Annotated in this window: 18 protein-coding genes and 1 tRNA gene; 11 read left to right on the top strand and 8 right to left on the bottom strand. The window is 65.3% G+C overall.

Features of this window, described 5'->3' with window-relative positions:
- The 5 genes from E7813_RS06690 to E7813_RS06670 form a co-directional block, all read right to left on the bottom strand.
- Positions 1-462 (bottom strand): hypothetical protein (locus E7813_RS06690; protein WP_291572086.1); only part of this gene is annotated, 462 nt, incomplete at its 3' end.
- Between the two features lie 109 nt (positions 463-571).
- Positions 572-647, bottom strand: a tRNA-Thr gene (locus E7813_RS06685).
- A 101-nt stretch (positions 648-748) separates the two neighbouring features.
- The gene (locus E7813_RS06680; protein ID WP_291572083.1) at positions 749-2,428 is read right to left on the bottom strand and encodes a heme biosynthesis HemY N-terminal domain-containing protein; all 1,680 of its coding nucleotides are present in this window, start codon (positions 2,426-2,428) and stop codon (positions 749-751) included.
- A gap of 7 nt (positions 2,429-2,435) precedes the next feature.
- Positions 2,436-3,581: a hypothetical protein gene (locus E7813_RS06675; protein ID WP_291572082.1), complete on the bottom strand. Its 1,146-nt coding sequence runs from the start codon at positions 3,579-3,581 to the stop codon at positions 2,436-2,438.
- A 50-nt stretch (positions 3,582-3,631) separates the two neighbouring features.
- Positions 3,632-4,369, bottom strand: coding sequence for a uroporphyrinogen-III synthase (locus E7813_RS06670; RefSeq protein WP_291572080.1), 738 nt, complete (start codon positions 4,367-4,369; stop codon positions 3,632-3,634).
- A 235-nt stretch (positions 4,370-4,604) separates the two neighbouring features.
- Between E7813_RS06670 and tsaD the strand changes: the two genes are divergently transcribed.
- The 3 genes from tsaD to E7813_RS06655 all read left to right on the top strand — a co-directional run bounded on the left by tsaD (position 4,605) and on the right by E7813_RS06655 (position 7,398).
- Positions 4,605-5,696 carry a tRNA (adenosine(37)-N6)-threonylcarbamoyltransferase complex transferase subunit TsaD gene (gene tsaD / locus E7813_RS06665; RefSeq protein WP_291572097.1) on the top strand — a complete coding sequence of 364 codons (1,092 nt, stop codon included), beginning with the start codon at positions 4,605-4,607 and terminating at the stop codon, positions 5,694-5,696.
- Between the two features lie 219 nt (positions 5,697-5,915).
- A complete protein-coding gene (locus E7813_RS06660) occupies positions 5,916-6,896 on the top strand; it encodes an NAD(P)H-dependent glycerol-3-phosphate dehydrogenase (protein WP_291572078.1) in 981 nt (326 codons plus the stop codon).
- An 88-nt stretch (positions 6,897-6,984) separates the two neighbouring features.
- Positions 6,985-7,398 (top strand): EVE domain-containing protein, encoded by a 414-nt coding sequence (locus tag E7813_RS06655; RefSeq protein ID WP_291572095.1) that lies wholly within the window; start codon positions 6,985-6,987, stop codon positions 7,396-7,398.
- A 38-nt stretch (positions 7,399-7,436) separates the two neighbouring features.
- Here the strand turns inward: E7813_RS06655 and E7813_RS06650 are convergent, their stop codons facing one another.
- On the bottom strand, positions 7,437-8,597 hold the full coding sequence (locus E7813_RS06650; RefSeq protein ID WP_291572076.1) for a DNA topoisomerase IB: 1,161 nt from the start codon (positions 8,595-8,597) through the stop codon (positions 7,437-7,439).
- A 368-nt stretch (positions 8,598-8,965) separates the two neighbouring features.
- On the opposite strand from E7813_RS06650, the gene acs reads away from it, so the two are divergent.
- Both acs and E7813_RS06640 read left to right on the top strand, forming a co-directional pair.
- On the top strand, positions 8,966-10,918 hold the full coding sequence (gene acs, locus E7813_RS06645; RefSeq protein ID WP_291572075.1) for an acetate--CoA ligase: 1,953 nt from the start codon (positions 8,966-8,968) through the stop codon (positions 10,916-10,918).
- Between the two features lie 325 nt (positions 10,919-11,243).
- Positions 11,244-11,756 carry a L,D-transpeptidase gene (locus tag E7813_RS06640; protein ID WP_291572073.1) on the top strand — a complete coding sequence of 171 codons (513 nt, stop codon included), beginning with the start codon at positions 11,244-11,246 and terminating at the stop codon, positions 11,754-11,756.
- Between the two features lie 144 nt (positions 11,757-11,900).
- Here the strand turns inward: E7813_RS06640 and E7813_RS06635 are convergent, their stop codons facing one another.
- Positions 11,901-12,125, bottom strand: a complete 225-nt coding sequence (locus E7813_RS06635; RefSeq protein ID WP_291572071.1) for a DUF1674 domain-containing protein — start codon at positions 12,123-12,125, stop codon at positions 11,901-11,903.
- Between the two features lie 180 nt (positions 12,126-12,305).
- Here E7813_RS06635 and E7813_RS06630 point away from each other — a divergent pair, with 180 nt between their 5' ends.
- The 3 genes from E7813_RS06630 (at position 12,306) to purH (ending at position 17,341) form a co-directional block, all read left to right on the top strand.
- Positions 12,306-13,667: an RsmB/NOP family class I SAM-dependent RNA methyltransferase gene (locus E7813_RS06630; protein ID WP_291572069.1), complete on the top strand. Its 1,362-nt coding sequence runs from the start codon at positions 12,306-12,308 to the stop codon at positions 13,665-13,667.
- Between the two features lie 177 nt (positions 13,668-13,844).
- A complete protein-coding gene (locus E7813_RS06625) occupies positions 13,845-15,560 on the top strand; it encodes a heparinase II/III family protein (RefSeq protein WP_291572094.1) in 1,716 nt (571 codons plus the stop codon).
- 188 nt (positions 15,561-15,748) lie between these two features.
- A complete protein-coding gene (gene purH, locus E7813_RS06620) occupies positions 15,749-17,341 on the top strand; it encodes a bifunctional phosphoribosylaminoimidazolecarboxamide formyltransferase/IMP cyclohydrolase (RefSeq protein WP_291572067.1) in 1,593 nt (530 codons plus the stop codon).
- Between the two features lie 153 nt (positions 17,342-17,494).
- Here the strand turns inward: purH and E7813_RS06615 are convergent, their stop codons facing one another.
- Positions 17,495-18,880 carry an MFS transporter gene (locus tag E7813_RS06615; protein WP_291572065.1) on the bottom strand — a complete coding sequence of 462 codons (1,386 nt, stop codon included), beginning with the start codon at positions 18,878-18,880 and terminating at the stop codon, positions 17,495-17,497.
- Positions 18,881-19,001: 121 nt separating this feature from the next.
- Between E7813_RS06615 and ggt the strand changes: the two genes are divergently transcribed.
- From ggt to E7813_RS06600, 3 genes are read left to right on the top strand one after another with little or no spacing between them, the layout of a single operon-like run.
- A complete protein-coding gene (ggt, locus tag E7813_RS06610; protein ID WP_291572063.1) occupies positions 19,002-20,744 on the top strand; it encodes a gamma-glutamyltransferase in 1,743 nt (580 codons plus the stop codon).
- 42 nt (positions 20,745-20,786) lie between these two features.
- Positions 20,787-21,683, top strand: a complete 897-nt coding sequence (locus E7813_RS06605; RefSeq protein WP_291572062.1) for an NAD(P)-dependent oxidoreductase — start codon at positions 20,787-20,789, stop codon at positions 21,681-21,683.
- A 22-nt stretch (positions 21,684-21,705) separates the two neighbouring features.
- Positions 21,706-23,094: a serine hydrolase gene (locus tag E7813_RS06600; RefSeq protein ID WP_291572060.1), complete on the top strand. Its 1,389-nt coding sequence runs from the start codon at positions 21,706-21,708 to the stop codon at positions 23,092-23,094.
- Position 23,095: the final 1 nt, after the last annotated feature.

Below are 23,095 nucleotides of genomic sequence, written 5' to 3'. Positions count from 1 at the left end.
GATTCCGAAGAGGCCGTAGATCACGGCCCCGAGGTTGGTCGCGAATTGATCGATCAAGCCGTAGCCATCGAGCCGCACCGGTACGCCCACCGCGGACAAGCTCAACGAAAGTGCGTGTCCAGCGATAAAAAACGGCGCGGTTAATGCCGCCCAACCCGGAGCGAACGGGGTACCGGGCAGGCCGGTGCTTGTTCTTGCAAGATGGGGAGCCTGCCAGTTGTAAGGAATATTGAGTTGCTGCGCGGCGGCACGCTGATTCCCGAAGTCCAGATCGCCATCGAGGATCAGCGAAGGAAGGTACTCGTAATAAAACAGCCCGTCGCCCGCGATAATCTGACCATTGGTGATGCCTCGATTGACGAACGCGATGCCGATGATGTGCGCGAGCAAGAAAAATACGATCAGCGAGATGACGGCGGCCCGGCCGGGAACGATCGAAGCGGACCTTTGGTCAAACCCCACGCTGCACCCTCGTCTTGCCGGACTATCCGCAGACGAGAAAACCCTTTCAAACATCTTGCGAGCGTTCAAGTGGCAATTAGGGCAAGTCGCGTCGGTTCAGCAAAGTCACTGGTGCCGCAAACAGGACTCGAACCTGTGACCCCGTCATTACGAATGACGTGCTCTACCAACTGAGCTATTGCGGCGGACCAAGCGGCTTCGCGTCTAGCAAGGGCTGAAAACGCCCGCACCTGATATCGGCCAGCGCCCGCTTTGGCAAGAAAAACGGGCGCCGGCGGGGTGTGATTTAGCCGCCCCAGCGGGACAGAAAGCCGCGCCAGCCGCCGGCCTGGCCCTGCGCCGGATTGATCTGTTCGGCGAATTCATCGCTCGCCGGCTCGTCGTCGATTCCGGGATCGTCGGGCGCGCGAATAATGGGAATCACGGCGGGAATGCCGGACGGAACCCCCTTGGGAATATCCTGGCGCGCGCGGAACAATGGCGCCGCCGCAACGGAATCGGAGGGCGGCGGAGATGTCACGACGGGGGTCGGTTCGACGGCGGCCGGAACATTATCCTGCGCGGCGGAAGGTTTCGGCTCGACCGGAGCGTCGCTTCCCGAACCATTTGCCGGCGTGGTGCTGCGCGGCGCCAGCATCGCTTGCTCGAACGGCGAAGATTCGATCGCCGGATCCTTGTCCGAAGGCAGTGCGGCCAGCGGCGTCTCCCATTGAAAGGCGTCGATCCGGCCCGACACCGGCGACACCGGCCGCCAGGACGAACTGACATAGCCATCCGCGGTCCACACCGGATCGTGCAGCGCGCGCACCGCGCGCAAGGTCCAGGCCCGCGCCCGGCCGCTGTCGCCATGTTCGGTGCGCTCGATTTCCGCCATCAGCATCGCCATCCGCTGGGTTGGTGCTGCCGTGAACGGCGCCAGCGCCTCGCGCGCGCGCGTAAATTCCGCCGCATCGATCGCGGCGCGGGCAACCGCCAGCGCGCTCTCGAGATGTCCCGGCGCCTTGGCGGCCAGCGTCTCGACGCGCACCAGGCGCTGGCGCGCGGAATCGCCGAGCTTCACATGCGAGTAGGCGTCGGCGAGATCGGGATGCGGATGCGCCAGCCATGCCGCCTCGACAATGCGCATCGAACGCCGCACCTGATGCGCCTCGCTCTGGTATTTGCTGGCGAGCACCGCGGCCGGCACCAGGGTCGGCGCCAGCTTTACCGCTTCCATCACGCTGTCGCGCGACAGGTCGCGATCGACATTTTCCAGTTCCAGCGCGCGCGCGGTCAGCAGCACGCCGCGCTGGCGCCGATAGGTCGCCTTGTCGATCAGGCCAGAAGAAAGATTGTTGTCGAGGATGGTCAGCGCCCCGCTCCAGTCGCCCTGCGCGCAGCGAAATCCGAGCACCGCCTGCGACGCCCAGGTCGAAGCCGGCGCCAGCTTCAGGGCTTCCTCCGCGATTCCGACCGCGGCGACCGGATCGTCGGCGCGCTGGGCTTCGATGAACAACCCGCGCAAGCCCAACAGCCGGGTATCCTCGCGTTCGGCCATGGCGCGGAAAGCACGCCGCGCGCCTTCGCGGTCGCCGTCGAGTTGGGCGGATTGCGCGTGCAGCAGCAGCGCCAGCGGATCGTTGGCGGCATGACGGCGCGCGACACCGGCATGGGCGCGGGCGGAAGCCGAATCGCCGTGGCCGATTGCGAGCAGCCCGTGGGTAATGGCGTGGCGGCCGCGCGCCTGACGGCGTTCGCGCCGGAGGCGCCGGAGGCGTTCGGGCGTCCGCCACAGCGCGCGTATCATGCTCCACGCCAGCATCGCGGCAACCACGGCGACGCCGAGCATCAGCGCGAATACCGGCAGCGAAGTCTCGATGCGCCAGCCGCCCCATGACAGCACGATCTCGCCGGTCTGATCGGCGACCCACGCCGCGCCCGCGGCTGCCAGCGCAATCAACACCAGAAACAGAATGATCCGGAACATCAGAATCCTACGGCCGGGGTTTGGCGAGCGCCGCCATGGCGTCGGCCGCAAATTGTCGCGAAGCGGCCAGCGCCGCGTCGCGCGCATCGGCCTTGTCGAGCCAGCCCTGCGCGGCGGCGCGATCGTCCGGCGCCAGCGTATTCAACTCGCGCCGCGCCTCGGCCATGTCGTTGCGCAGCGCTGCCGCCGTGACCCGCGCGACGATAGCGCCGCGGTCGTTGCCGACGGTATCGGTGCGCTGAATGCGGACCAGCCGTGACGCACCGGCCTCGAGCCGGCCGAGAACGCCCGATCCGGTGGTGGCATTCTCCGGCGCCGGCGGCGACAGTTTTGGCACTAGCGTCAACAGCTCACGGCTCAATGCCGCAGCGCTCGGCACCCCCGAGGCCGCGAAGCCGTCGAGCGGCTTCAATGGGTCCGCATCGGTGGCCAGCGATTTCGCCGCAGCGAGCGATGCGACATAGGGATCGCCCTGCCGAACCGAAACGTCGAGCATGGATGTCACCACCAGGCGGCGCAACGGTGCGTCGTCCGCCGGCCTGCTGTCCGCAATCCTGGCGCCTTCCTGCGCGATCTCGGTGGTCTGGGCGGACGTCGTGCGTTCGATCTGGGCAAGGCGCTCGTTGATCGCGGCCAGGTCCGGCGCTGGAGCGGCTTCGCGCGGCGCTGATTTGGCGTCATTGATGGCTGCCGCAAGCTTCTCCGACTGCGCCCGCGCCGCCGCCAGTTCACTGCGCAACGCTGCAACCGATTTCTCCAGCGCCTCGATGCGCGCGGCAGCCGCGGGATCGGACGCGGTGGCAGTCGGCGTGCTGGTTTTGGACTCTACGCTGGCGATGCGGGTGGCAAGACCGTCGATGACGGCATTATCGACCGTGGGCGCGGCAGGCGGCGAAGCCGAGGGCCAGCCTGCGAACCAGGCTACGCCGATCACCAGCGCGGCGGTGGCCGCACCGGCGATTATCGCAACGATTGCCGATGAAATCGCAGCCTTCGAAGGCCCCGCGAACCAGCGAGCGCGCCCCGCGCCGTCGCCGGGATCCCGGGTCTCGCCGGATACTTCCGACGCTTCGAGGTCGATGGTCGGCGGCGCACGTTTGGCCCGGCCCAAATCCGGCGAACGTTCGTTGTCTTCGGGCCTGTCATCGACCATTGCCACAATTCTCCGGTTCCTGCTTCGCTTGAAAACGCCTTGTAGCGCGATCAGGCGCGCAAAGCACGATCCAGCGCCTCGAACAAGGCATTTTCGTCCGGCGAACGCGCCACCATGACTTGCGTGGCCCCGGCGTCCCGCACGATCGAGGCGACGGCATCCGAGATGCAGCATTGCGGGACCGCCAATGCGGAGATTTCGACGCCCGCGGCGCGTGTTGCCTCCAGGAAGGCGCGCGCGCTGCGCCTCGAATAATGCAGCACCGCCTCGATCCGGCTGGCGGCGAAGGCGTCGCACACCTCGCGCGGCAGGCCGGTTACCGGATTCATCCGGTAGGTCGTATGGGTAACGACGCTGAAGCCGTGCTCGCCGAGTTCGCCGGCAAGATCGCGCGCCAGATCCGCGCCCGCCAGATAGAGCAATGTGCTGGCTTTCTTCAGCGTTTTCGCCTTCACGCCGGCAAGCACCAGGTTACGTAGCGCAACGGCGTCGCCACCGGCCGGAATCACGTTGCTGAATCCGGCACGGCGCGCGGCGGATGCGGTGTGTTCGCCGACCGCGAATAACGGCAGCTTGAGCAGCCGGCTCCCCTCAAGGTGAGGCCCGATGCCGCGCAAGGCATTGGCGCTGGTGACGATCACGGCGCCGTAGCGTGCGTCGATATCGTCGTGGAACGGGACCGCTTCGAACCGCAACATCGGGGCCAGCAGAACGTCGAGGCCCTTGGCGCGCAGGCCTGCAGCGGTGGTCTCATCGTCAGGATGCGCGCGTGTGACGAGAATGGCCAAGCTTCAGGTCTCCGCGAACCGGGCATCTGCCTTATCGGACGATTGCACTTCGAGACCGAGCAATGCTAGAGCCTCAGGTTCCGATTAGATCGGAACCGGGACTCTTATACATTGTTTTGACGCGTTTTCTTTACGCGAACCGGCATCCACTTCGCTTGAAAACGCTTCAGGAAAACAAGGAAAAACGCCGGTTTCGCCGATAACGCAAGGGCTCACATTGGACAACGGAACACCGATGCTGGTGCTGGGGATCGAGACCACCTGCGATGAAACCGCAGCGGCCGTGGTCGAGCGCCAAAGCGACGGATCGGGGCGAATTTTATCCAACATCATCCGCTCGCAAACCGAGGAACACGCCCCGTTCGGCGGCGTGGTGCCGGAGATCGCGGCGCGCGCCCATGTCGACGTGCTCGACGGCATCGTCGCCAGCGCCATGAAGGAATCCGGAACGGGTTTTGGGCAGCTATCGGCGGTCGCCGCCGCCGCGGGCCCGGGCCTGATCGGCGGCGTGATCGTGGGCCTGACCACTGCGAAGGCCATCGCGATGGTACACAATACGCCGCTGATCGCGGTGAACCATCTGGAGGCCCATGCGCTGACGCCGCGGCTCACTTGCGCGCTGGCGTTTCCCTATTGCCTGTTTCTCGCCTCCGGCGGCCATACCCAGATCGTCGCCGTGATCGGTGTCGGAAAATATGTGCGGCTCGGTACCACCGTCGATGACGCCATGGGCGAGGCCTTCGACAAGATCGCAAAAATGCTCGGGCTGCCCTATCCGGGCGGCCCCGAGGTCGAGCGCGCCGCCGGTAGCGGCGACGCCAAACGGTTCGCGTTTCCGCGGCCGATGCTCGGGCGCGCCGATGCCAATTTCTCGCTGTCAGGCTTGAAGACCGCGGTGCGCAACGAGGCCAGCCGGCTGACCCCGCTGGAACCGCAGGACATCAGCGATCTCTGCGCCGGCTTTCAGGCGGCGGTGCTGGAATCGACGGCGGATCGGCTTCGCGTCGGCCTGAAGCTCTTTCACGAACGGTTCGGTCCGCCCCGCGCGCTGGTCGCCGCCGGCGGCGTCGCCGCCAATCAGGCGATCCGCAGCGCGTTGCAGGACGTCGCCGCCAAAGCGCAGACCACGCTGATCATACCGCCGCCCGCTTTGTGCACCGATAATGGCGCGATGATCGCCTGGGCCGGCGCGGAACGGCTGGCGCTGGGCATGATCGATGCGATGGACGCTCCGCCCCGCGCGCGCTGGCTGCTCGATGCCAGCGCCACGGCGCCGGCGGGCTTCGCCAACACAAGAGCAGCGTTCCAGGGACTTCCGCATGAATGAGGATTCGCGCGACGAAATATTGCTCACCTCTCTCCGCTTGCGGGGAGAGGTCGGACTGCGAAGCAGTCCGGGTGAGGGGGGCTCTCCGCATACCCATCTCCATCCTTGTTCGCGGATCGAAGAACCCCTCATCCCAGCCCTCTCCCCGCATCCGCCTTCGCCCGAAGGCGGGCTTCGGCGGACAAGAGCGCGGGGCGAGGGGGCGCACCGAGTCTAGCGATGACGTCATTCCAATCGATAAGCGTGATCGGCGCCGGCGCATGGGGGACGGCGCTGGCCGCTGTCGCGGCGCGCGCCGGGCGCGATGTCGTTCTCTACGGGCGCAGCCCGCAGCGCGCCTCGGAGATTGCGGCCACGCGCGCCAATCCAAAATTGCCGGACCTGCAATTGAACGCCGGCATACAGGTGACCAACGATCTTGGCGTTGCGGCGGGCGCGGACGTCATCCTGATCGCAACGCCGGCACAGAACCTGCGCGAGGCTGTCGTGGCGCTTGCCTCTCATCTCGCCAAGGCGACGCCTGTCATCGCCTGCGCCAAGGGCATCGAGCGCGGCACCCACAAATTCATGACCGAAGTGATCGCGGAATCCGCACCCGATGCGATCCCGGCGATCCTGTCGGGGCCGAGTTTCGCGCAGGACGTGGCGCGCGGCCTGCCGACCGCGGTGACGCTGGCGGCAAAGGATGAAACGCTCGCCCGCGCGCTGGTTCATGCACTGGGCTCTGCAACCTTCCGGCCCTACCACACCACGGACGTGCGCGGCGTCGAGATCGGGGGTGCGGCGAAAAACGTGCTGGCGATCGCCGCCGGCATCGTGGTCGGCCGCAACTTCGGCGCCTCGGCGCAGGCGGCGTTGACCACGCGAGGCTTCAGCGAACTGGTGCGGCTTGGCCGCGCCTGCGGCGCGCGCAGCGAAACCATGGTGGGCCTCTCGGGGCTGGGTGACCTGATCCTGACGTGCTCGAGCCCGCAATCGCGCAATTTCGCGCTCGGCGTGGCGCTCGGCCGCGGCGAGCAGCCGCCACGCGACAAACTCGCCGAAGGCGAATTCACAGCACCGGTGCTGATCGAACTGGCGGCTTCGCAAGACGTCGATATGCCGGTATCCCAGGCGGTGGCGGCGATCCTGAGCCGCACTTCGACGATCGACGAGGCGGTCGAGGGCTTGCTGGCGCGTCCCTTCAAGGCGGAGGAATGATTTCATTCCCGTCATGGCCGCGCTTGTCGCGCGCATCCAGGTCTTGGTAATTTAGGCTAGAAGGAAGACGTGGATGGATGGTGGACCCGTGAACTACTGGCTGGTGAAATCGGAACCTTCGAGCTGGTCATGGGACCAGCAGGTCGCCAAAGGCGCCAAGGGCGAAGCCTGGACCGGCGTGCGCAATTTCACCGCGCGGCAGAATCTGGTGAAGATGAAGAAAGGCGACCGCGCTTTCTTCTATCATTCCAACGAGGGCAAGGAGATCGTCGGCATCGCCGAGATCATCAAGGAAGCCTATCCCGACGCCACCGACAAGACCGGCAAGTTCGTGTGCGTCGACATCAAGGCTGACAAGCCCTTGAAGACGCCGGTGACGATGGCCGCCATCAAGGCCGACAAACGGCTGGCCGACATGGCGCTGGTGAAATATTCGCGGCTGTCCGTGCAACCGGTCACGGCCGAAGAGTGGAAGATCGTCTGCAAGATGGGCGGGGTGTAACGCGTCATTGCCGGGTCAAGCCCGCGCATGACGGCTGCCTATGCCGCCGCCGCCGTCACCACTTGCGCCAATAACTGCTCGCGCTTCGATTGCGAGCGATAGCCCTTCATGGTCGCGGCGAAGCGTTCGAGGATGCCGTCCTCGAAGGCGGTAACGATGGTGTCGTGCACGTAGCTCTTGCGGCAGATCGCCGGGGTATTGGACAATTCATCGGCTGCGGCGCGGACCGCTTCCAGCACCTGCCTGCGGCGGCCGCGGGCGCTTTGCGCCGGTGAAATCCGCGACAGCGATTCCAGCACCACGGCGGACGCCATCAAGGTGCGGAAGTCCTTCAGCGAAATCTTGATGCCGGCGATCTCGCGCAGGAACGCGTTGACCTGCGTGGTAGAGACCGCGCGGACGGTGCCGGAATTGTCGCGGTACTGAAACATCCGCTTGCCCGGCACGTCACGCAGGATGCCGATGGCGCGCACCAGCTTGGCGGCGTCGCATTCCTTGCGCACGGCCTTGCCGCCCTTGGCCTTGAAGGTCAGCACCAGGCAATCGTCTTCCAGCACGACGTTGGATTTCAGCAATGTGGTGGCGCCGCGGGTGCCGTTGAGGCGGGCGTAGGATTCATTGCCGGGACGGATCGCCGTGCGCGCGATCAGTTCGATCACCGCCGACAGCGCGAATTCGCGGGTCGGCGCGTCGCCGGAAAGATGCGCCGAGACGTTGCGGCGGATTTTCGGCAAGGCCGCGACCAGCCGCGCCAGCCGGTGCGCCTTGCGCTGCTCGCGAACCTTCTCCCAATCGGAGTGATAGCGGTATTGCAGCCGGCCCGCGGCGTCGCGGCCGACCGCCTGCAAATGCGAGGCTGGATCCGGAGCGTAGCGGACATGTGCGTAGGCAGGGGGCACCGCCATCGCCTTGAGTCGCTTGATGGTGCCGCTGTGGCGGATCGCTTTGCCGTTGGCGCGGATGAAGGAATAGCTTTTGCCGCGTTTGATGCGGCGGATGGTCAACTCGTTCTGGTCGCCGAGCTTGAGGCCAAGCTCCTGGGCAAGGTCTTCGACCGACGTCTGGGGCGTTGCGTTGGGCGCTCGCTTCGGCGGCGCCGCGGGTGCGACTTCCGGCAGTTGCCCCAAGGCTTTCGCCAACGCCACGGAGGGATCGGCGGATACGGGCCGCGTAGCCTCGAAATTCTGCTGATCCATCATGAGTTTAGACGCCTTGCTCCAACTGTTCTTCCGGTAATGCCGATGATCGGTCCTTGGTTCCGGCAGGCCGCTCGGCCCCGGGGAGGCCATTTAGGGGGTAATCGCCGCCAGCGCTAGCCCCGCTTTTGCGACTTACGGTTACTGGTTACCGGCAACGGCACGACCCGCTCAATAGGGTTGATTTTCCGGGCAGGCGAAACGCGATCGTGATCGCCGACGCCGGGGTCTGGCGGACGGCAACGCGAAACCGACCAGGTCGAGGATGTTTTCCGGCTTGTCCCGGCACGGCGCGGCAACGCATAATCCGCGGCAATAACCAAGACGGCTTGCGGGGCCGCGTAACCATGCCGCTTGAGTGGAGGAATCCAATGTCCGAGAAGACTTACGACGTACCCGCGGAATGGGCCAAGCGCGCCTGGGTGGACAGCGCCAAGTACCGCGAGATGTACGCGCGCTCGGTCAAGGATTCCGACGGCTTCTGGTCGGAACAGGCCAAACGGATCGGCTGGATCAAGCCCTTCACCAAGGTCGAGAACGCTTCGTTCGCGCCCGGCAAGGTTTCGATCAAATGGTTCGAGGACGGCGTTCTCAACGTCGCCTGGAACTGCATCGACCGGCATCTGGAGAAGCGCGCCGACCAGACCGCGATCATCTGGGAGAGCGACAACCCTTCCGAATCGAAACACATCACCTATCGTCAACTGCACGATGAGGTCTGCAAGTTCGCCAACATCCTGCGCACCCGCAACGTCGGCAAGGGCGACCGCGTCACGATCTACCTGCCGATGATTCCGGAAGCCGCCTACGCGATGCTGGCTTGCGCGCGGATCGGCGCCATCCATTCGGTGGTATTCGCAGGCTTTTCACCTGACAGCCTCGCCCAGCGCATCACCGACTGCCAGTCGAAGATCGTGATCACCGCCGACGAGGGATTGCGCGGCGGCAAGAAGGTGCCGCTGAAGGCCAATGTCGATGCGGCGATCGCCAAAAGCGGCGGCGTCGACTGGGTTGTGGTGGTGAAGCGCACCGGCGCACCGGTCGCGATGGATCCGGTACGCGACTTCTGGTACCACGACGCCGCCGAAATGGTGACGACGGAATGTCCGGCCGAGCCGATGAACGCGGAGGATCCGCTGTTCATCCTCTATACCTCGGGCTCAACCGGCCAGCCCAAGGGCGTGCTGCACACTTCGGGCGGCTATCTCGTGTTCGCGTCGATGACGCATCAATACGTGTTCGACTATCACGACGGCGATGTCTACTGGTGCACCGCCGACGTCGGCTGGGTCACCGGCCACAGCTATATTCTCTACGGGCCGCTGGCGAACGGCGCCACCACGCTGATGTTCGAAGGCGTGCCGAATTACCCTGACAATTCGCGATTCTGGAATGTGGTCGACAAGCACAAGGTCAACATTTTCTACACCGCGCCGACCGCGATCCGCGCGCTGATGCAGGGCGGCGACGAGCCGGTCAAGAAAACCTCGCGCAAGAGCCTGCGGCTGCTCGGCAGCGTCGGCGAGCCGATCAATCCGGAAGCGTGGGAATGGTATCATCGCGTGGTCGGTGACGAACGCTGCCCGATCGTCGACACCTGGTGGCAAACCGAGACCGGCGGCATCCTGATCACGCCGCTGCCGGGCGCGACCAGGCTCAAGCCCGGTTCGGCGACGCAGCCGTTCTTCGGCGTGGTGCCCGAAATCGTCGACGCCGACGGCAAGGTTCTGTCGGGCGAATGCCAGGGCAATCTGTGCATCGCCAAATCCTGGCCGGGCCAGATGCGCACTGTTTATGGCGATCATGCGCGCTTCGAGCAGACCTACTTCTCGACCTACAAGGGCAAGTACTTCACCGGCGACGGCTGCCGCAGGGACGCCGACGGCTATTACTGGATCACCGGACGCGTCGATGACGTGATCAACGTCTCCGGCCACCGCATGGGCACCGCCGAAGTCGAGAGTTCGCTGGTGGCGCATGATGCGGTGTCGGAGGCCGCCGTGGTCGGCTATCCCCACGACATCAAGGGACAGGGCATCTACGCCTATGTCACGCTGATGACCGGCAAGGAGCCGAGCGAGGCCTTGCGCAAGGAACTGGTGGCCTGGGTGCGCAAGGACATCGGACCGATCGCCTCGCCGGACCTGATACAATTTGCGCCGGGCCTGCCGAAAACCCGCTCCGGCAAGATAATGCGCCGCATCCTGCGCAAGATCGCCGAGGACGAGCCGGGAAGCCTCGGCGATACCTCGACGCTGGCGGATCCCGCGGTGGTGGAAGACCTGGTCGCGCACCGCCAGAACAAGAAGGGCGCCTCGGCCTAGGCCCTTCAAGAGCGAATTTCGCTCGTCTCGACCGCGCAAAATGCGCGGCGAGGGGGGTAAATCTCACGCAATCGTCAGGGACAGGCGGCCCCGCGCCGTACGTTTCCTGACGAGTGTTGTTTTCAAGTCATTTACTTTGTTTGCAACATTTCCTTTGTTGCCCCGTCTGAACTAGTCCCGGGCGCACCTGCGGAAACCGGTTGGTTAACGCACGCGGTTAAAAATACGTGCGCAAACAACCCCGGTGCGGGCTGGCGTTTTGCAAGGGTTTGCGCGGGATTTGACGGCCCCGAAGGGGGGTGACGGCAGCGAAGTGGAGAGAATGATGTCGTTGAGGATTGCGGTGGCGTTATCAGCCATCATCGGGACGGGTCTGTTGACCGTGGCGCCGGCCGAGGCGCGGCCGGATATGGTCGGTTTCCGGGGCGACTACTCGCCGGGCACGATTGTGATCAAGACCAATGAGCGCCGGCTGTATCTCGTTCTCGATCAGGGCCATGCCGTCCGCTATCCCGTCGGTGTCGGCAAGGCCGGCAAGCAATGGGCCGGCACCACCCGGATCGACGGCAAATACACCAATCCGGCCTGGTCGCCCCCGGCTGAAGTGAAGCGCGACAAGCCCTCGATGCCGAATGTCATTCCGGGCGGCTCGCCGCGCAATCCGATGGGCGTTGCCGCCATGACGCTGGCCGGCGGCGAGTATGCGATCCATGGCACCAACATGCCGGGATCGGTCGGTGGCTTCGTTTCCTATGGCTGCATCCGGATGCTGAATGCGGACATTACCGACCTCTACCGGCGCGTCTCCGTCGGCACCACCGTGGTGGTTTCGCGCTGATCCGGGCCCTTGTTCTTGGCTCCTTTGTTCTTGGCTCTTTGAGAATGCAAAAGCCCCGGCATCGCCCGGGGCTTTTTTTCGCGCCGTCGTTCCGGCACACGCGTCTCGGCGTGGGCGTAAGGCGCATCCCGGAATGACGCGGGACTAAAAATCCGAGGCAATGCCTTTGTTTTCCCAGTCGCCATAGCGCGTCGGTTCCGGGCCCTTCGGTCCCTGGAACTCTCTGGTCCCGGGCTGGGCACTGGCCTTGGCGGCCGCGGCACGGCGCGCTTCGGCCTCGACGAGCGCGCGCTGGGCCTCGGGCGTCAGCGGCTTGCGTTGCGGCGATGATTGGCCTGTTGCTGCAGGCGGCGGCGGATCGTCAGTCATGGCTTCCCGGCAAAGTTTCCTGCTGCCCGCGGCACGTCATGTCGAGGACATATCTGTGAGAATATAGTGGCGATTCTTATATTTGGCATATTCGCATGGCACAGGTGTTTTTCCTCATGATGGCATGCGCCAAACCCGCCTGACCGCCATCCCCCCACTCCCGCGTGATGTTCCCGCTCCATGCCTCCTCAAAGATTCGCTTTGCCATCCGAGGTGCCCGGTCTTGCGGCGCGGCGGATCGCGGCGGATATCCTTGATGGCGTGCTGCATAAGCGCCGGACGCTCGACGAGCAGCTCGACGGCGCCGCCGCCCATCCCGGCCTCAAGACGCTCTCCGATCGTGACCGCGCGCTGATGCGCCGTTTGGTGGCGACGATCTTGCGGCGGCTTGGCACCCTCGGCCATGTGCTGTCGCGACTGCTCGATCGCGGTATCCCGACCGACGCGCCGCGCGCGCAAAGCGCGCTTCTGATCGGTGCCGCGCAGATCCTGTGGATGGATGTGCCCGACCATGCCGCGGTCGATTTGGCGGTGCGACTGGTGCAGAGCGACCGGCGCGCCGCGAAATATGCCGGCCTCGTCAACGCCGTGCTGCGCCGCTGCGCGCGCGAGGGCCAGCCGCTGATCGACGAGGTCAAGTCGCAGACGCTCGATGTTCCGCCATGGCTGCTGGCGCGCTGGACCGCCCATTACGGCGAGACCGTCGCGCGGGCCATTGCCATCGCGATCGGGCAAGAGCCCTCGCTCGATATCACCGTCAAGTCCGACGCCGCACAGTGGGCCACGCGGCTGCACGGCGAGGTGTTGCCGACCGGGTCCGTGCGCACGCTGCTGCAGGGCCCGGTGACGATGCTGCCGGGCTTCGCCGACGGCCAATGGTGGGTGCAGGATGCCGCCGCCGCGTTGCCGGCGCGGCTGTTCGGCGACGTCGCCGGCAAGACCATCGCCGATCTGTGCGCAGCGCCGGGCGGCAAGACCGCGCAACTCGCACAGGCCGGCGCGCACGTCACCGCGATCGACCGTTCGCCCAACCGCGTCGCACGGCTGCGCGACAATCTGGCGCGGCTGGCGCTGGAGGCGAAGACCGGGGTCGCCGACGCCGTCGAGTGGCCCAAGGATAACGGCGGCGATGGCGGCGAGCGCTTCGACGGCGTGCTGGTCGATGCGCCCTGCGCCTCCACCGGGACCATCCGTCGGCATCCCGACATAGCCTGGCTGCGGCAGGATGCCGACATCGCCGCCCTGACGGCGTTGCAGAAGCGGTTGCTGCAGAAGGCGGTCGCTTTGCTCAAACCCGGCGGGACGCTGATCTACTGCACCTGTTCGCTGGAACCGGAGGAAGGCGAGCAGGCCATAGCCGCGCTTCTCGCCGCCGAAGCAACCCTGCGCCGGGCGCCGATCGAGGCCGGCGAGGTCGCGGGCCTCGCCGAGATCGTGACCGCCGAAGGCGACCTGCGCACCCTGCCCTGCCATCTGCCGCACGACGACCCCCGGCTGGGCGGCCTCGATGGCTTTTACGCCGCGCGGCTGGTTAAATCCTGAGATTACAGGGTATTGCCGCTTCGGCTGCCCGATTCGGCCGGGTTCAAGATATTTTTCAAGATATTTCAAGATGGTGTCTTGATCGCGTTTCCGGACTAAAAAGAGATTCGCAAGGGAATCCCCACATCAAGGGCAAGCGTGTCGGTCGCTCAACGCAGACGCATCTCGACGCTGATCATGGGCCGCTTCGCGCGGAATCTGATGGCGCGCGCCAGCGGCGGCTCGGTCGCGCTGTCGCGGCTGTGGCCGGGCCGCACCGACCGCCTGATCATGGCGCCGCACGATTTGCGCACCGCCGACGCCACCCGCGCGGCCGAAATCTATGCCGGCCGCTTCGTGTTCGCCGGCAAGATCGTCACCTGCCACGGCCGCTCGATCTTCGACCTCGAGCCGCCATCGGAGGATTGGGAGGTGGCGCTGCTCGGCTTCGGGTGGCTGCGGCATTTGCGCGCCGCCGATACCGCGCTCACCCGCGCCAATGCGCGCTCGCTGGTCGACGACTGGATCTCGAACACCGCGCGCAAGCGCGCGATCGGCCGCCGCGCCGACGTGCTGGCGCGCCGCGTAATTTCGCTGTTGTCGCAGGCGCCATTGGTGCTCGGCGACACCGACGGCAAGTTCTATCGCCGTTACCTGCGCGGATTGACCCGCGAAATCCGTTATCTGCGCTACACCATGCTGGATATTCCCGACGGGGTGCCGCGGCTGCAGGTGCTGATCGCGCTGTGCTACGCCTCGCTCTGCCTTGCCAACCAGGCGCGGCACATCCGCGCCGCGACGCGCAAGCTCTCCGACGAACTGCAGCGCCAGATTCTCCCCGATGGCGGGCATATTTCCCGCAACCCCGGCGCGTTGATTGAACTGTTGATCGACCTGCTGCCGCTGCGCCAGACTTTCGCCGCCCGCAACATCGCCCCGCCGCCGGCGTTGTTGAATGCGATCGACCGCATGATGCCGATGCTGCGCTTCTTCCGCCATGGCGACGGCAGTTTTGCGCTGTTCAACGGCATGAGCAACGCGCCGTCGGACCTGCTGGCGACCCTGCTCGCCTATGACGATACCCGCGGCGCGCCGATGGCCAGCATGCCGCACACCGGCTTCCAGCGCCTCGAAGCCGGGGCCATGACGGTGATCATGGACACCGGCCCGCCGCCGCCGCCGAGTGTCAGCCACGACGCCCATGCCGGCTGTCTGTCCTTCGAGATGTCGTCCGGCCCAAGCCGGATCGTGATCAATTGCGGCATGCCGGCCACCGGCCGCGACAACTGGCGGGCGTTCGCGCGCGGTACGCCGGCGCATTCGACCCTGACCTATCACGGCACGTCGTCCTGCCATTTCGTGGAACTCTCGGCGATGAAGCGGCTGTTGCAGGGCGCGCCCATCATCAGCGGCCCGACGGACGTCGAAAGCCATCGCGAGATGGTCGCCAATGGCGAACTGCTGACCACATCGCATGACGGCTACCTGGCGCAGTTCGGCGTGATCCACCGGCGCGTCTTGATGGTGGCGCATGACGGCTCCAGGCTCGACGGCGAGGACACGCTGGCGCCGGCCTCGGATGCGCGCATGAGGGGCGTCGCTACCGATTATGCCTTGCGGTTTCATCTGCACCCCTCGGTGAAGGCGAGCCGGCTCAGCGACGCGCGCGGCGTCATGCTGGTGCTGCCGAACCGCGACGTCTGGACCTTCGAGGCACTGGACGACAAGGTCGATCTGGAGGACAGCGTCTTCCTGGCGGGAACCGACGGTCCGCGCCGCACCGCCCAGATCGTGATCCAGCAGGATGCGCGGCATGCCTCCAGCATCCGCTGGAGTTTTGTCCGCTCGACCGCTTCGGCCTCGGTGACAACGGCCAAGCGCAACGCGCGCCGAGAACCGGAATTGCCGTTGTAGGAAATCGCGTTCCCCCCCCTTGTGGGGGAGGTCAGGGAGAGGAGTAAGCTACAAGCACCTGACTCGCGTCTACGCCCCACCCCACCCTCCCCCACAAGGGGGGAGGGAGATTTCCACAAGCGACCTTCCCTGGTTCCGTGACCGACAAAACCGTGCTACCCGGCGTCCTTGCCAGCCAGGACCGATGCATGACCGACCATCCGCGCCGCGTGACCCGCGCTTTACTGTCCGTATCCGATAAATCCGGGCTGATTGAATTCGCCCGTGCGCTGGCCGGGCAGGGCATCGACCTCGTCTCCACCGGCGGCACCGCGAGAGCGATCGCGGACGCGGGACTGAAGGTCACCGATGTTTCGGAACTCACCGGTTTTCCGGAAATGATGGATGGCCGGGTCAAGACCCTGCATCCGAAAGTGCATGGCGGGTTGCTGGCGATCCGCGACAACGCCGCGCACGCGCAATCCATGAAGGATCACGGCATCGCGCCGATCGACCTCCTGGTCGTCAATCTCTATCCGTTCGAGGCGACCGTCGACAAAGGTGCCGGCTTCGAGGAGTGCATCGAAAACATCGACATCGGCGGGCCCGCGATGATTCGCGCGGCGGCGAAAAATCACGATGATGTCGCCGTCGTGGTCGAAGCCGGAGACTATCAGGCCGTGCTCGATGAACTCGTGGCCAACAACGGCTCAACCACGCTCGCGCTGCGCCGCCATCTTGCGGCCAAGGCCTATGCCCGCACCGCCGTCTATGACGCCGCGATCTCGAACTGGTTCGCCGTCCAGCTCAGAACCGACGCGCCGGACTTCCGCGCCATCGGCGGCCGGCTGATTCAGCCGCTGCGCTATGGCGAGAACCCGCATCAGACCGCGGCGTTCTATCGCACGCCGGATCGCCGACCGGGCGTGACGACGGCGCGACAGCTGCAGGGCAAGGAACTGTCGTACAACAACATCAACGACACCGATGCCGCCTATGAATGCATCGGCGAATTCGATGCGGCGCGCACCGCCGCCTGCGTCATCGTCAAACACGCCAACCCGTGCGGTGTCGCGGAAGGTCCCGACCTCGTCACCGCCTATCGCAAGGCATTCGCCTGCGACACTCAGGCACCCTATGGCGGCATCATTGCCGTCAACCGTACGCTCGACGCAGATGCCGCGCGCGCCATCACCGAAATTCTGACCGAGGTCATCATCGCACCCGACGCCACCGAGGAAGCGATTGCGATCATCGCCAAGCGCAGGAATTTGCGGCTGCTGCTGGCGGGCGGCTTGCCCGACCCCCGCGGCGCCGGGCTGACCGCCAAGACCGTTGCCGGCGGATTGCTGGTGCAGAGCCGCGACAACGCCGTGGTCGACGACATGACGCTGAAGGTGGTGACCAGGCGCGCACCCACCGACGCTGAATTGCGCGATCTCAAATTCGCCTTCCGCGTCGCCAAGCACGTCAAGTCGAACACCATCATCTATGCCAAGGATCTCGCCACCGTCGGGATCGGCGCCGGGCAGATGAGCCGGGTCGATTCTGCACGCATCGCGGCCCGCAAGGCCCAGGATGCGGCCGACGAAGCCAGGCTCGCCGCCCCGATGACCAAGGGTTCGGTGGTTGCCTCCGATGCGTTCTTTCCGTTTGCCGACGGGCTTCTGGTCGCCATCGAAGCCGGCGCCACCGCGGTGATCCAGCCCGGCGGATCGATCCGCGACGAGGAAGTCATCAAGGCCGCCGACGACCACGGCATCGCCATGGTGTTCTCCGGCGTGCGGCATTTCAGGCATTGAACGGTCCATGGTCGTCCCTGCGAAAGCAGGGACCCCTAACCACAGACGTTGGTTGTGATGGAAGGTCTCTACCTTCCTGCACGAACGACACGACACGGCGTATGGGTCCCGGCTCGCGCTCCGCTTGGCCGGGACGACGTTGAAATTTGAATGCTACTCCCGCACCCTTCCCAATAGCGCCAGGCCGGCCACGAAAAACGCCACCAGCACCGCCATGCCGGCTTTCTGGCTTGCAGTCACGGCGGTGATGATCCCGATCAAGAACGGCCCGACGAACGACGTGACTTTTCCGGTCAGCGCGAACAGCCCGAAATATTGCGCGATGCGGTCTTTCGGCGCCAAGCGTATCAGCAGCGTGCGCGACGCCGCCTGCAGCGGCCCGCCGGCTGCGCCAATCAGGCATCCCAGCACCAGGTAGGCGCGTTCGGCGGCGCTCGCGAACAGCGCACCGCCCGGCGCCGGCGGCGCGACCTTGATGAACAGGATCGAATCCTTGTCCACCAGCAATATCGCAACGATCGACAGCAAAAGGATCAGCATGCTGCCGGCAATCACGCGCTTTGGCCCTAAGGAGTCGTCGAGCTTGCCGCCGAGCCACGCCCCCAGGGTGCCGGCGATCGCCAGCAGAATACCGAAGCTGCCGATCTGGATCGTCTGCCAGTTGAACGTGCCGGCGGCATAGATGCCGCCGAACGCAAACAGCGACACCAGGCCGTCGGTGTAGATCATGTTGGCGAGCAGAAACGCCGCCATCGATTGTTGCTTTGGCAGTTCGCCAAGGGTCTGCCTGAGCCCGGTCAATCCCGATCGCAATGCGTCGCGCAATTTTTGCCTGGCCGGATAATCCGGCGTCAGCGCAAACATCGGCAGCACGAAAATGACGAACCAGATGCCGGTCAGCGGGCCGGTGATGCGGTCGCCCTGATGGGTGACGGGATCGAGACCGAACAAGGGCGCAAATCCGAACAGCGTGCGGCCGGTGGCAGGGTCGGCGGCAAGGAAGCCGAGCACCAGGATCAAACTCAGGATGCCGCCGACATAGCCGGTGGCCCAGCCGGTGCCGGACAATCGCCCGATCTGCTCCGGCGGCACCAGCGTCGGCATCATCGCATTGTTGAACACGGTGGCGAATTCGACGCCGACGGTCGCAATCCCGTAGGCGAGCAGCAGCGGCGCAATCACTTTAGTGTCGCCGGGCTTGCCGAACCACATCAGGCCGGAGCCGAGCACCAATAGCGCGCCAAACGCCGCGATCCACGGCTTGCGGCGGCCGCTGGCGTCGGCGATCGCGCCCAGCACCGGCGACATCAGCGCGATCGTCAAGCCGGCCGCGGCGGTGGCAAAGCCCCACAATGACTGTCCGCTCGCGGCATCCGGCGCCACATGGGTGGCGAAATAGGGCGCGAACACGAAGGTGGTGATCAGCGTGAAATAAGGTTGCGCCGCCCAATCGAAGAAAATCCAGCTTATAACGGCGGCACGGGGCGGATAAATCTGCTGCGTTTCGGCTTTGCCCGCGACCGAATCTTTCATCGCCATACTCGAAATACCGCCGAATCACGAGGAGGCGTTTTGCCTGCAGCGACGAACCCCATATAGCATCCGCGGACGCGATGGTATGTGCTAGCACCGGATTGGCTTCAACCTGCAACGGAATTTGATGACCATTTTTGCAACCGAGCGGCGCCGGATATTCGCAGGCCTCCTGCTGGTGGCCGCAGCTTGCATGCCGGCGGCGGCGCAGGATTACCGTGACTTTCACACGCCTCCCGCCACCACCACCATCCATGCCGTTGCCGCCGAACACGGCGTGGTGGTCGCGCAGGAGAAAATCGCCGCGGACATCGGCGCCGATATATTGAAGCGCGGCGGCAATGCGGTCGACGCCGCGGTGGCAACCGCCTTCGCCATGGCCGTGACCTATCCGCGCGCGGGCAACATCGGCGGCGGCGGCTTCATGGTGATCCATTCCAGGGATCGCGGCGAGGATATCGCGATCGACTACCGCGAGACCGCGCCGGCGGCGACCACGCCCGGGATCTTTCTCGGGCCCGACGGCAAGCCCGATGCCGCAAAGTCGCGCGAATCGGCACTCGGCATCGGTGTCCCCGGCACGCCCGCCGGTTTGGCGCTGGCGCTGGAGAAATACGGTTCGGGTAAATTCACGCTGGCGGATTTGCTGAAACCCGCAATCGACCTGGCCCGCGACGGCATCCTGGTCGCCGACGACATCGCCGACACGCTGCCGGACGAGCATCGCTGGCTGGCGCGCTGGCCATCGTCGGCGAAACTGTTTTCCCGCGCCGACGGCACGCCGTTGCAAGAAGGCGACAGGCTGGTGCAGACCGATCTGGCGGCGACGCTCTCGGCGATTGCCAAACAGGGGCCGCGCGGCTTCTACCAGGGCCCGGTTGCGGAAAAGCTGGTGAGGGCGATCGGCGATGGCGGCGGCATCATGACGCTGGATGATCTCAAATCGTACCGGGCGACCATCCGTGAGCCGTTGCGCGGCAGCTATCGCGGCTATGACCTTGTCTCGATGCCGTTGCCGTCGTCCGGCGGCGTCGTGCTGTTTGAGATGCTCAATATCCTCGAGGGCTTCCCGATGTCGGACATGAAGCAGGGGACGGCGCCCTCGCTGCATGTGATGATCGAAGCGATGAAGCGCGCCTACGCCGATCGCGCGCGCTATCTCGGCGATCCCGCCTTCGTCAACGCGCCGATTGCAACCCTGATTGCGAAAGACTACGCGGCCAGGCAGCGGGCCAGCATCGATCCCGATCATGCGACGCCTTCGACCGAGGTGCTGTCGCCGCCACGCGAGGGCAGCAACACCACGCATTTTTCCGTAGTCGATAGTTCGGGCAACGCGGTCAGCAACACCTATACGCTGAATTTCCCCTACGGCGTCGGCCTGGTCGCCGAAGGCACCGGCGTGCTGCTCAACAACGAGCTCGACGATTTCACGGCGGCACCGGGCGCATCCAACGCCTTCGGCCTGGTGGGGTTCGAGGCCAATCTGCCCGGCCCCGGCAAGCGGCCGTTGTCATCGATGACGCCGACCATCGTGCTCAAGGACGGCAAGCCGGTGCTGGTGACGGGCTCGCCCGGCGGCAGCCGTATCATTTCGACGGTGCTGCAGGTGATCGTCGACGTACTCGACTATCACATGGATATCGCCGCCGCGGTGGCCGCACCCCGCCTGCATCATCAATGGCTGCCGGACGAGGTAAGAACCGAGCATGGCTTTTCCGATCAAACGCTGGCAGCCTTGAGGGCGATGGGCCATCGCGTGGTCGAGCCGATGGGCCAGACCTCGGCCAATTCGATCGCCGTCACCGAACACGGATTGCTCGGCGCGCCCGATCCGCGCCTCCGTGGCGCGGAAGCGGCGGGAGAGTAGCGCAAAAGCACAACCGGCGAGAACCACTCGCAAGGAGGAACGATGACGTCACTCAAGGGCAAGACGATGTTCGTATCCGGCGGCAGCCGCGGCATCGGGCTGGCGATCGCGCTGCGCGCCGCGCGCGATGGCGCCAATGTCGCGATCGCGGCCAAGACCGCGGAGCCGCATCCCAGACTCAAGGGCACCATCTATACCGCTGCCGAGGAAGTCCGCGCCGCCGGCGGCCAGGCGCTGCCGGTGCTTTGCGATATCAGGGACGAAACGCAAGTAATGGCGGCGATCGACAAGACCGTCGCCGAATTCGGCGGCATCGATATCTGCGTCAACAACGCCAGCGCCATCAGCCTGACCGATTCGCAGATGACCGACATGAAGCGGTTCGATTTGATGATGGGCATCAACACCCGCGGCACTTTCATGGTGTCGAAATACTGCATCCCGCATTTGAAGAAGGCCGGCAACCCGCACATCCTGATGCTGTCGCCGCCGCTCGACATGAAGACGAAATGGTTCGAGCACTCCACCGCCTACACGATGGCGAAATTCGGCATGAGCATGTGCGTGCTCGGCCTGTCGGGCGAGTTGAAGGCCGCAGGCGTAGCCGTCAACGCGCTGTGGCCGCGCACCACCATCGCGACCGCCGCGGTCGGCAATCTGCTCGGCGGCGACGCCATGATGCGCGCCAGCCGCAAGCCGGAGATCATGGGCGACGCGGCCTATGCGATTTTCACCAAGCCGTCCCGCGAATTCACCGGGCAGTTCTGCATCGATGGCAAGATACTGAGCGCCAGCGGCGTCCGCGACTTCGAGCATTATCGCGTCGATCCCACGGTGCCCTTGATGTCGGACTTCTTCGTGCCCGACGATGACGTGCCGCCGCCGGGCGTCACCGTGATGGCGCTGCCGTCGGTCGGCGGAGTCCAGAAGGCGGGCTAGCCGCGACGCGTAAGGAAAATCCGTGGTTTCGCGAAAGCTGGTCGCAAGCGTCTTGGTTGTGGCGGCATTGGCCGCGGCAGGCGTCGTGTTCCGTCCCGATCGCGCCATCCGCGTCGCGACCGGCGTGGTGGCGCATAATGTCTGCTCGAAGACCTTTGTTTCCGGCCTCGATCCGCAAACGGTATTTACCGAAACCACGGATCGCGAGGGCCTCCGCCGGTTACGCCGGGGTTTGCGATATAGCGTCGATCGCGCCGGCAAAATCGTCGACGCGTCACTGCTGGGCTGGCTTGGCAGCCGCGCGGCATTCCATGATGGGTTCGGCTGCGTGCTGCTGCACGGAGCCAGCGAGCCTTACATTCCCAAGAGCGACATCGACGCGTTGAAGGCGGCGAAAAATCCGCCGCTGCTGCCGGAAATCGCCGGTGCATCCGTTGTCGAACCGTCCGATCCAGCATTGAAGGCCGCGCTTGATCATGCCTTCGAAGAACCGGCAACACCGCCGTTTCGCCGAACCAAGGCGGTGGTGGTGGTGCATGACGGCAAGGTCATCGCCGAACGCTATGCCGACGGCATCGGCGTCGATACGCCGCTGCTTGGATTCTCCATGACCAAGTCCGTGGTCAACGCGCTGCTCGGCATCCTGACCGAGCAGGGCCGCATCTCTCCGTCGCTGCCGGCGCCGTTCCCGGAATGGCGGGCCGCCACCGACCCGCGCCACGAGATCGAGGTCGAGCATCTGATGCGCATGACCACGGGGCTTGCGCTCGATGAAACCAATTCCGGCTTCGATCCTTCCAGCCAGATGATCTACCTGCACAACGACATGGCCGGATTTGCCGCGAAGGCCGCCATGATCGCCCCGCCGGGAACGCGATGGGCTTACAGCAGCCCCACGACGCAGCTGTTGGCGCGGATCATCCGCGACATCACCGGCGGCCCCGAGCAGACGCTGGCGTTCGCGTGGCGCGAGTTGTTCAACCCGCTGGGGATGCAAACGGTGACGCTCGAGTTCGATGGCGCCGGCACGCTGCAGGCGTCGACTTACATGCTGGCCAGCGCCCGCGACTGGGCGCGGTTCGGGTTGCTTTACCTGAACAACGGCGAGGTCGGCGGCAAGCGCATTCTGCACGAGGACTGGGTGGACTTTTCCGCCGCGGCAACCCTCGGCACCGATTATGGCGCCGGGTTCTGGACCAATCGCAGCGAACATCCCGATGCCAAGGGACGTGTCCGGCTCGGGATGCCGCACGACGCATTCTTTGCCTCCGGCGACCTCGGCCAGCGCGTCGTGATATTGCCGACGCAGCACATGGTGATTGTGAGGCTCGGCGACGCCGTCGATCCCACCGGCGACATCCGCGGTCTCGGACGCCTGGTCAAGGAAGCGATCGCGGCGACCGGGCGATGAA

Source organism: Bradyrhizobium sp. (assembly GCF_004799405.1).
Taxonomy (GTDB): domain Bacteria; phylum Pseudomonadota; class Alphaproteobacteria; order Rhizobiales; family Xanthobacteraceae; genus Bradyrhizobium.
The sequence above is the reverse complement of the archived record's forward strand: the minus strand, read 5'-3'. Positions and strand labels throughout refer to the sequence as shown.

Excerpts from the sequence above, each read along its gene's own strand:
- E7813_RS06680 (WP_291572083.1), bottom strand. The coding sequence starts at position 2,428 with ATGTTCCGGATCATTCTGTTTCTGGTGTTGATTGCGCTGGCAGCCGCG.
- E7813_RS06675 (WP_291572082.1), bottom strand. The coding sequence starts at position 3,581 with ATGGTCGATGACAGGCCCGAAGACAACGAACGTTCGCCGGATTTGGGC.
- tsaD (WP_291572097.1), top strand. The coding sequence starts at position 4,605 with ATGCTGGTGCTGGGGATCGAGACCACCTGCGATGAAACCGCAGCGGCC.
- E7813_RS06660 (WP_291572078.1), top strand. The coding sequence starts at position 5,916 with ATGACGTCATTCCAATCGATAAGCGTGATCGGCGCCGGCGCATGGGGG.
- E7813_RS06650 (WP_291572076.1), bottom strand. The coding sequence starts at position 8,597 with ATGATGGATCAGCAGAATTTCGAGGCTACGCGGCCCGTATCCGCCGAT.
- acs (WP_291572075.1), top strand. The coding sequence starts at position 8,966 with ATGTCCGAGAAGACTTACGACGTACCCGCGGAATGGGCCAAGCGCGCC.
- E7813_RS06640 (WP_291572073.1), top strand. The coding sequence starts at position 11,244 with ATGTCGTTGAGGATTGCGGTGGCGTTATCAGCCATCATCGGGACGGGT.
- E7813_RS06635 (WP_291572071.1), bottom strand. The coding sequence starts at position 12,125 with ATGACTGACGATCCGCCGCCGCCTGCAGCAACAGGCCAATCATCGCCG.
- E7813_RS06630 (WP_291572069.1), top strand. The coding sequence starts at position 12,306 with ATGCCTCCTCAAAGATTCGCTTTGCCATCCGAGGTGCCCGGTCTTGCG.
- E7813_RS06625 (WP_291572094.1), top strand. The coding sequence starts at position 13,845 with ATGGGCCGCTTCGCGCGGAATCTGATGGCGCGCGCCAGCGGCGGCTCG.
- purH (WP_291572067.1), top strand. The coding sequence starts at position 15,749 with ATGACCGACCATCCGCGCCGCGTGACCCGCGCTTTACTGTCCGTATCC.
- E7813_RS06615 (WP_291572065.1), bottom strand. The coding sequence starts at position 18,880 with ATGGCGATGAAAGATTCGGTCGCGGGCAAAGCCGAAACGCAGCAGATT.
- ggt (WP_291572063.1), top strand. The coding sequence starts at position 19,002 with ATGACCATTTTTGCAACCGAGCGGCGCCGGATATTCGCAGGCCTCCTG.
- E7813_RS06605 (WP_291572062.1), top strand. The coding sequence starts at position 20,787 with ATGACGTCACTCAAGGGCAAGACGATGTTCGTATCCGGCGGCAGCCGC.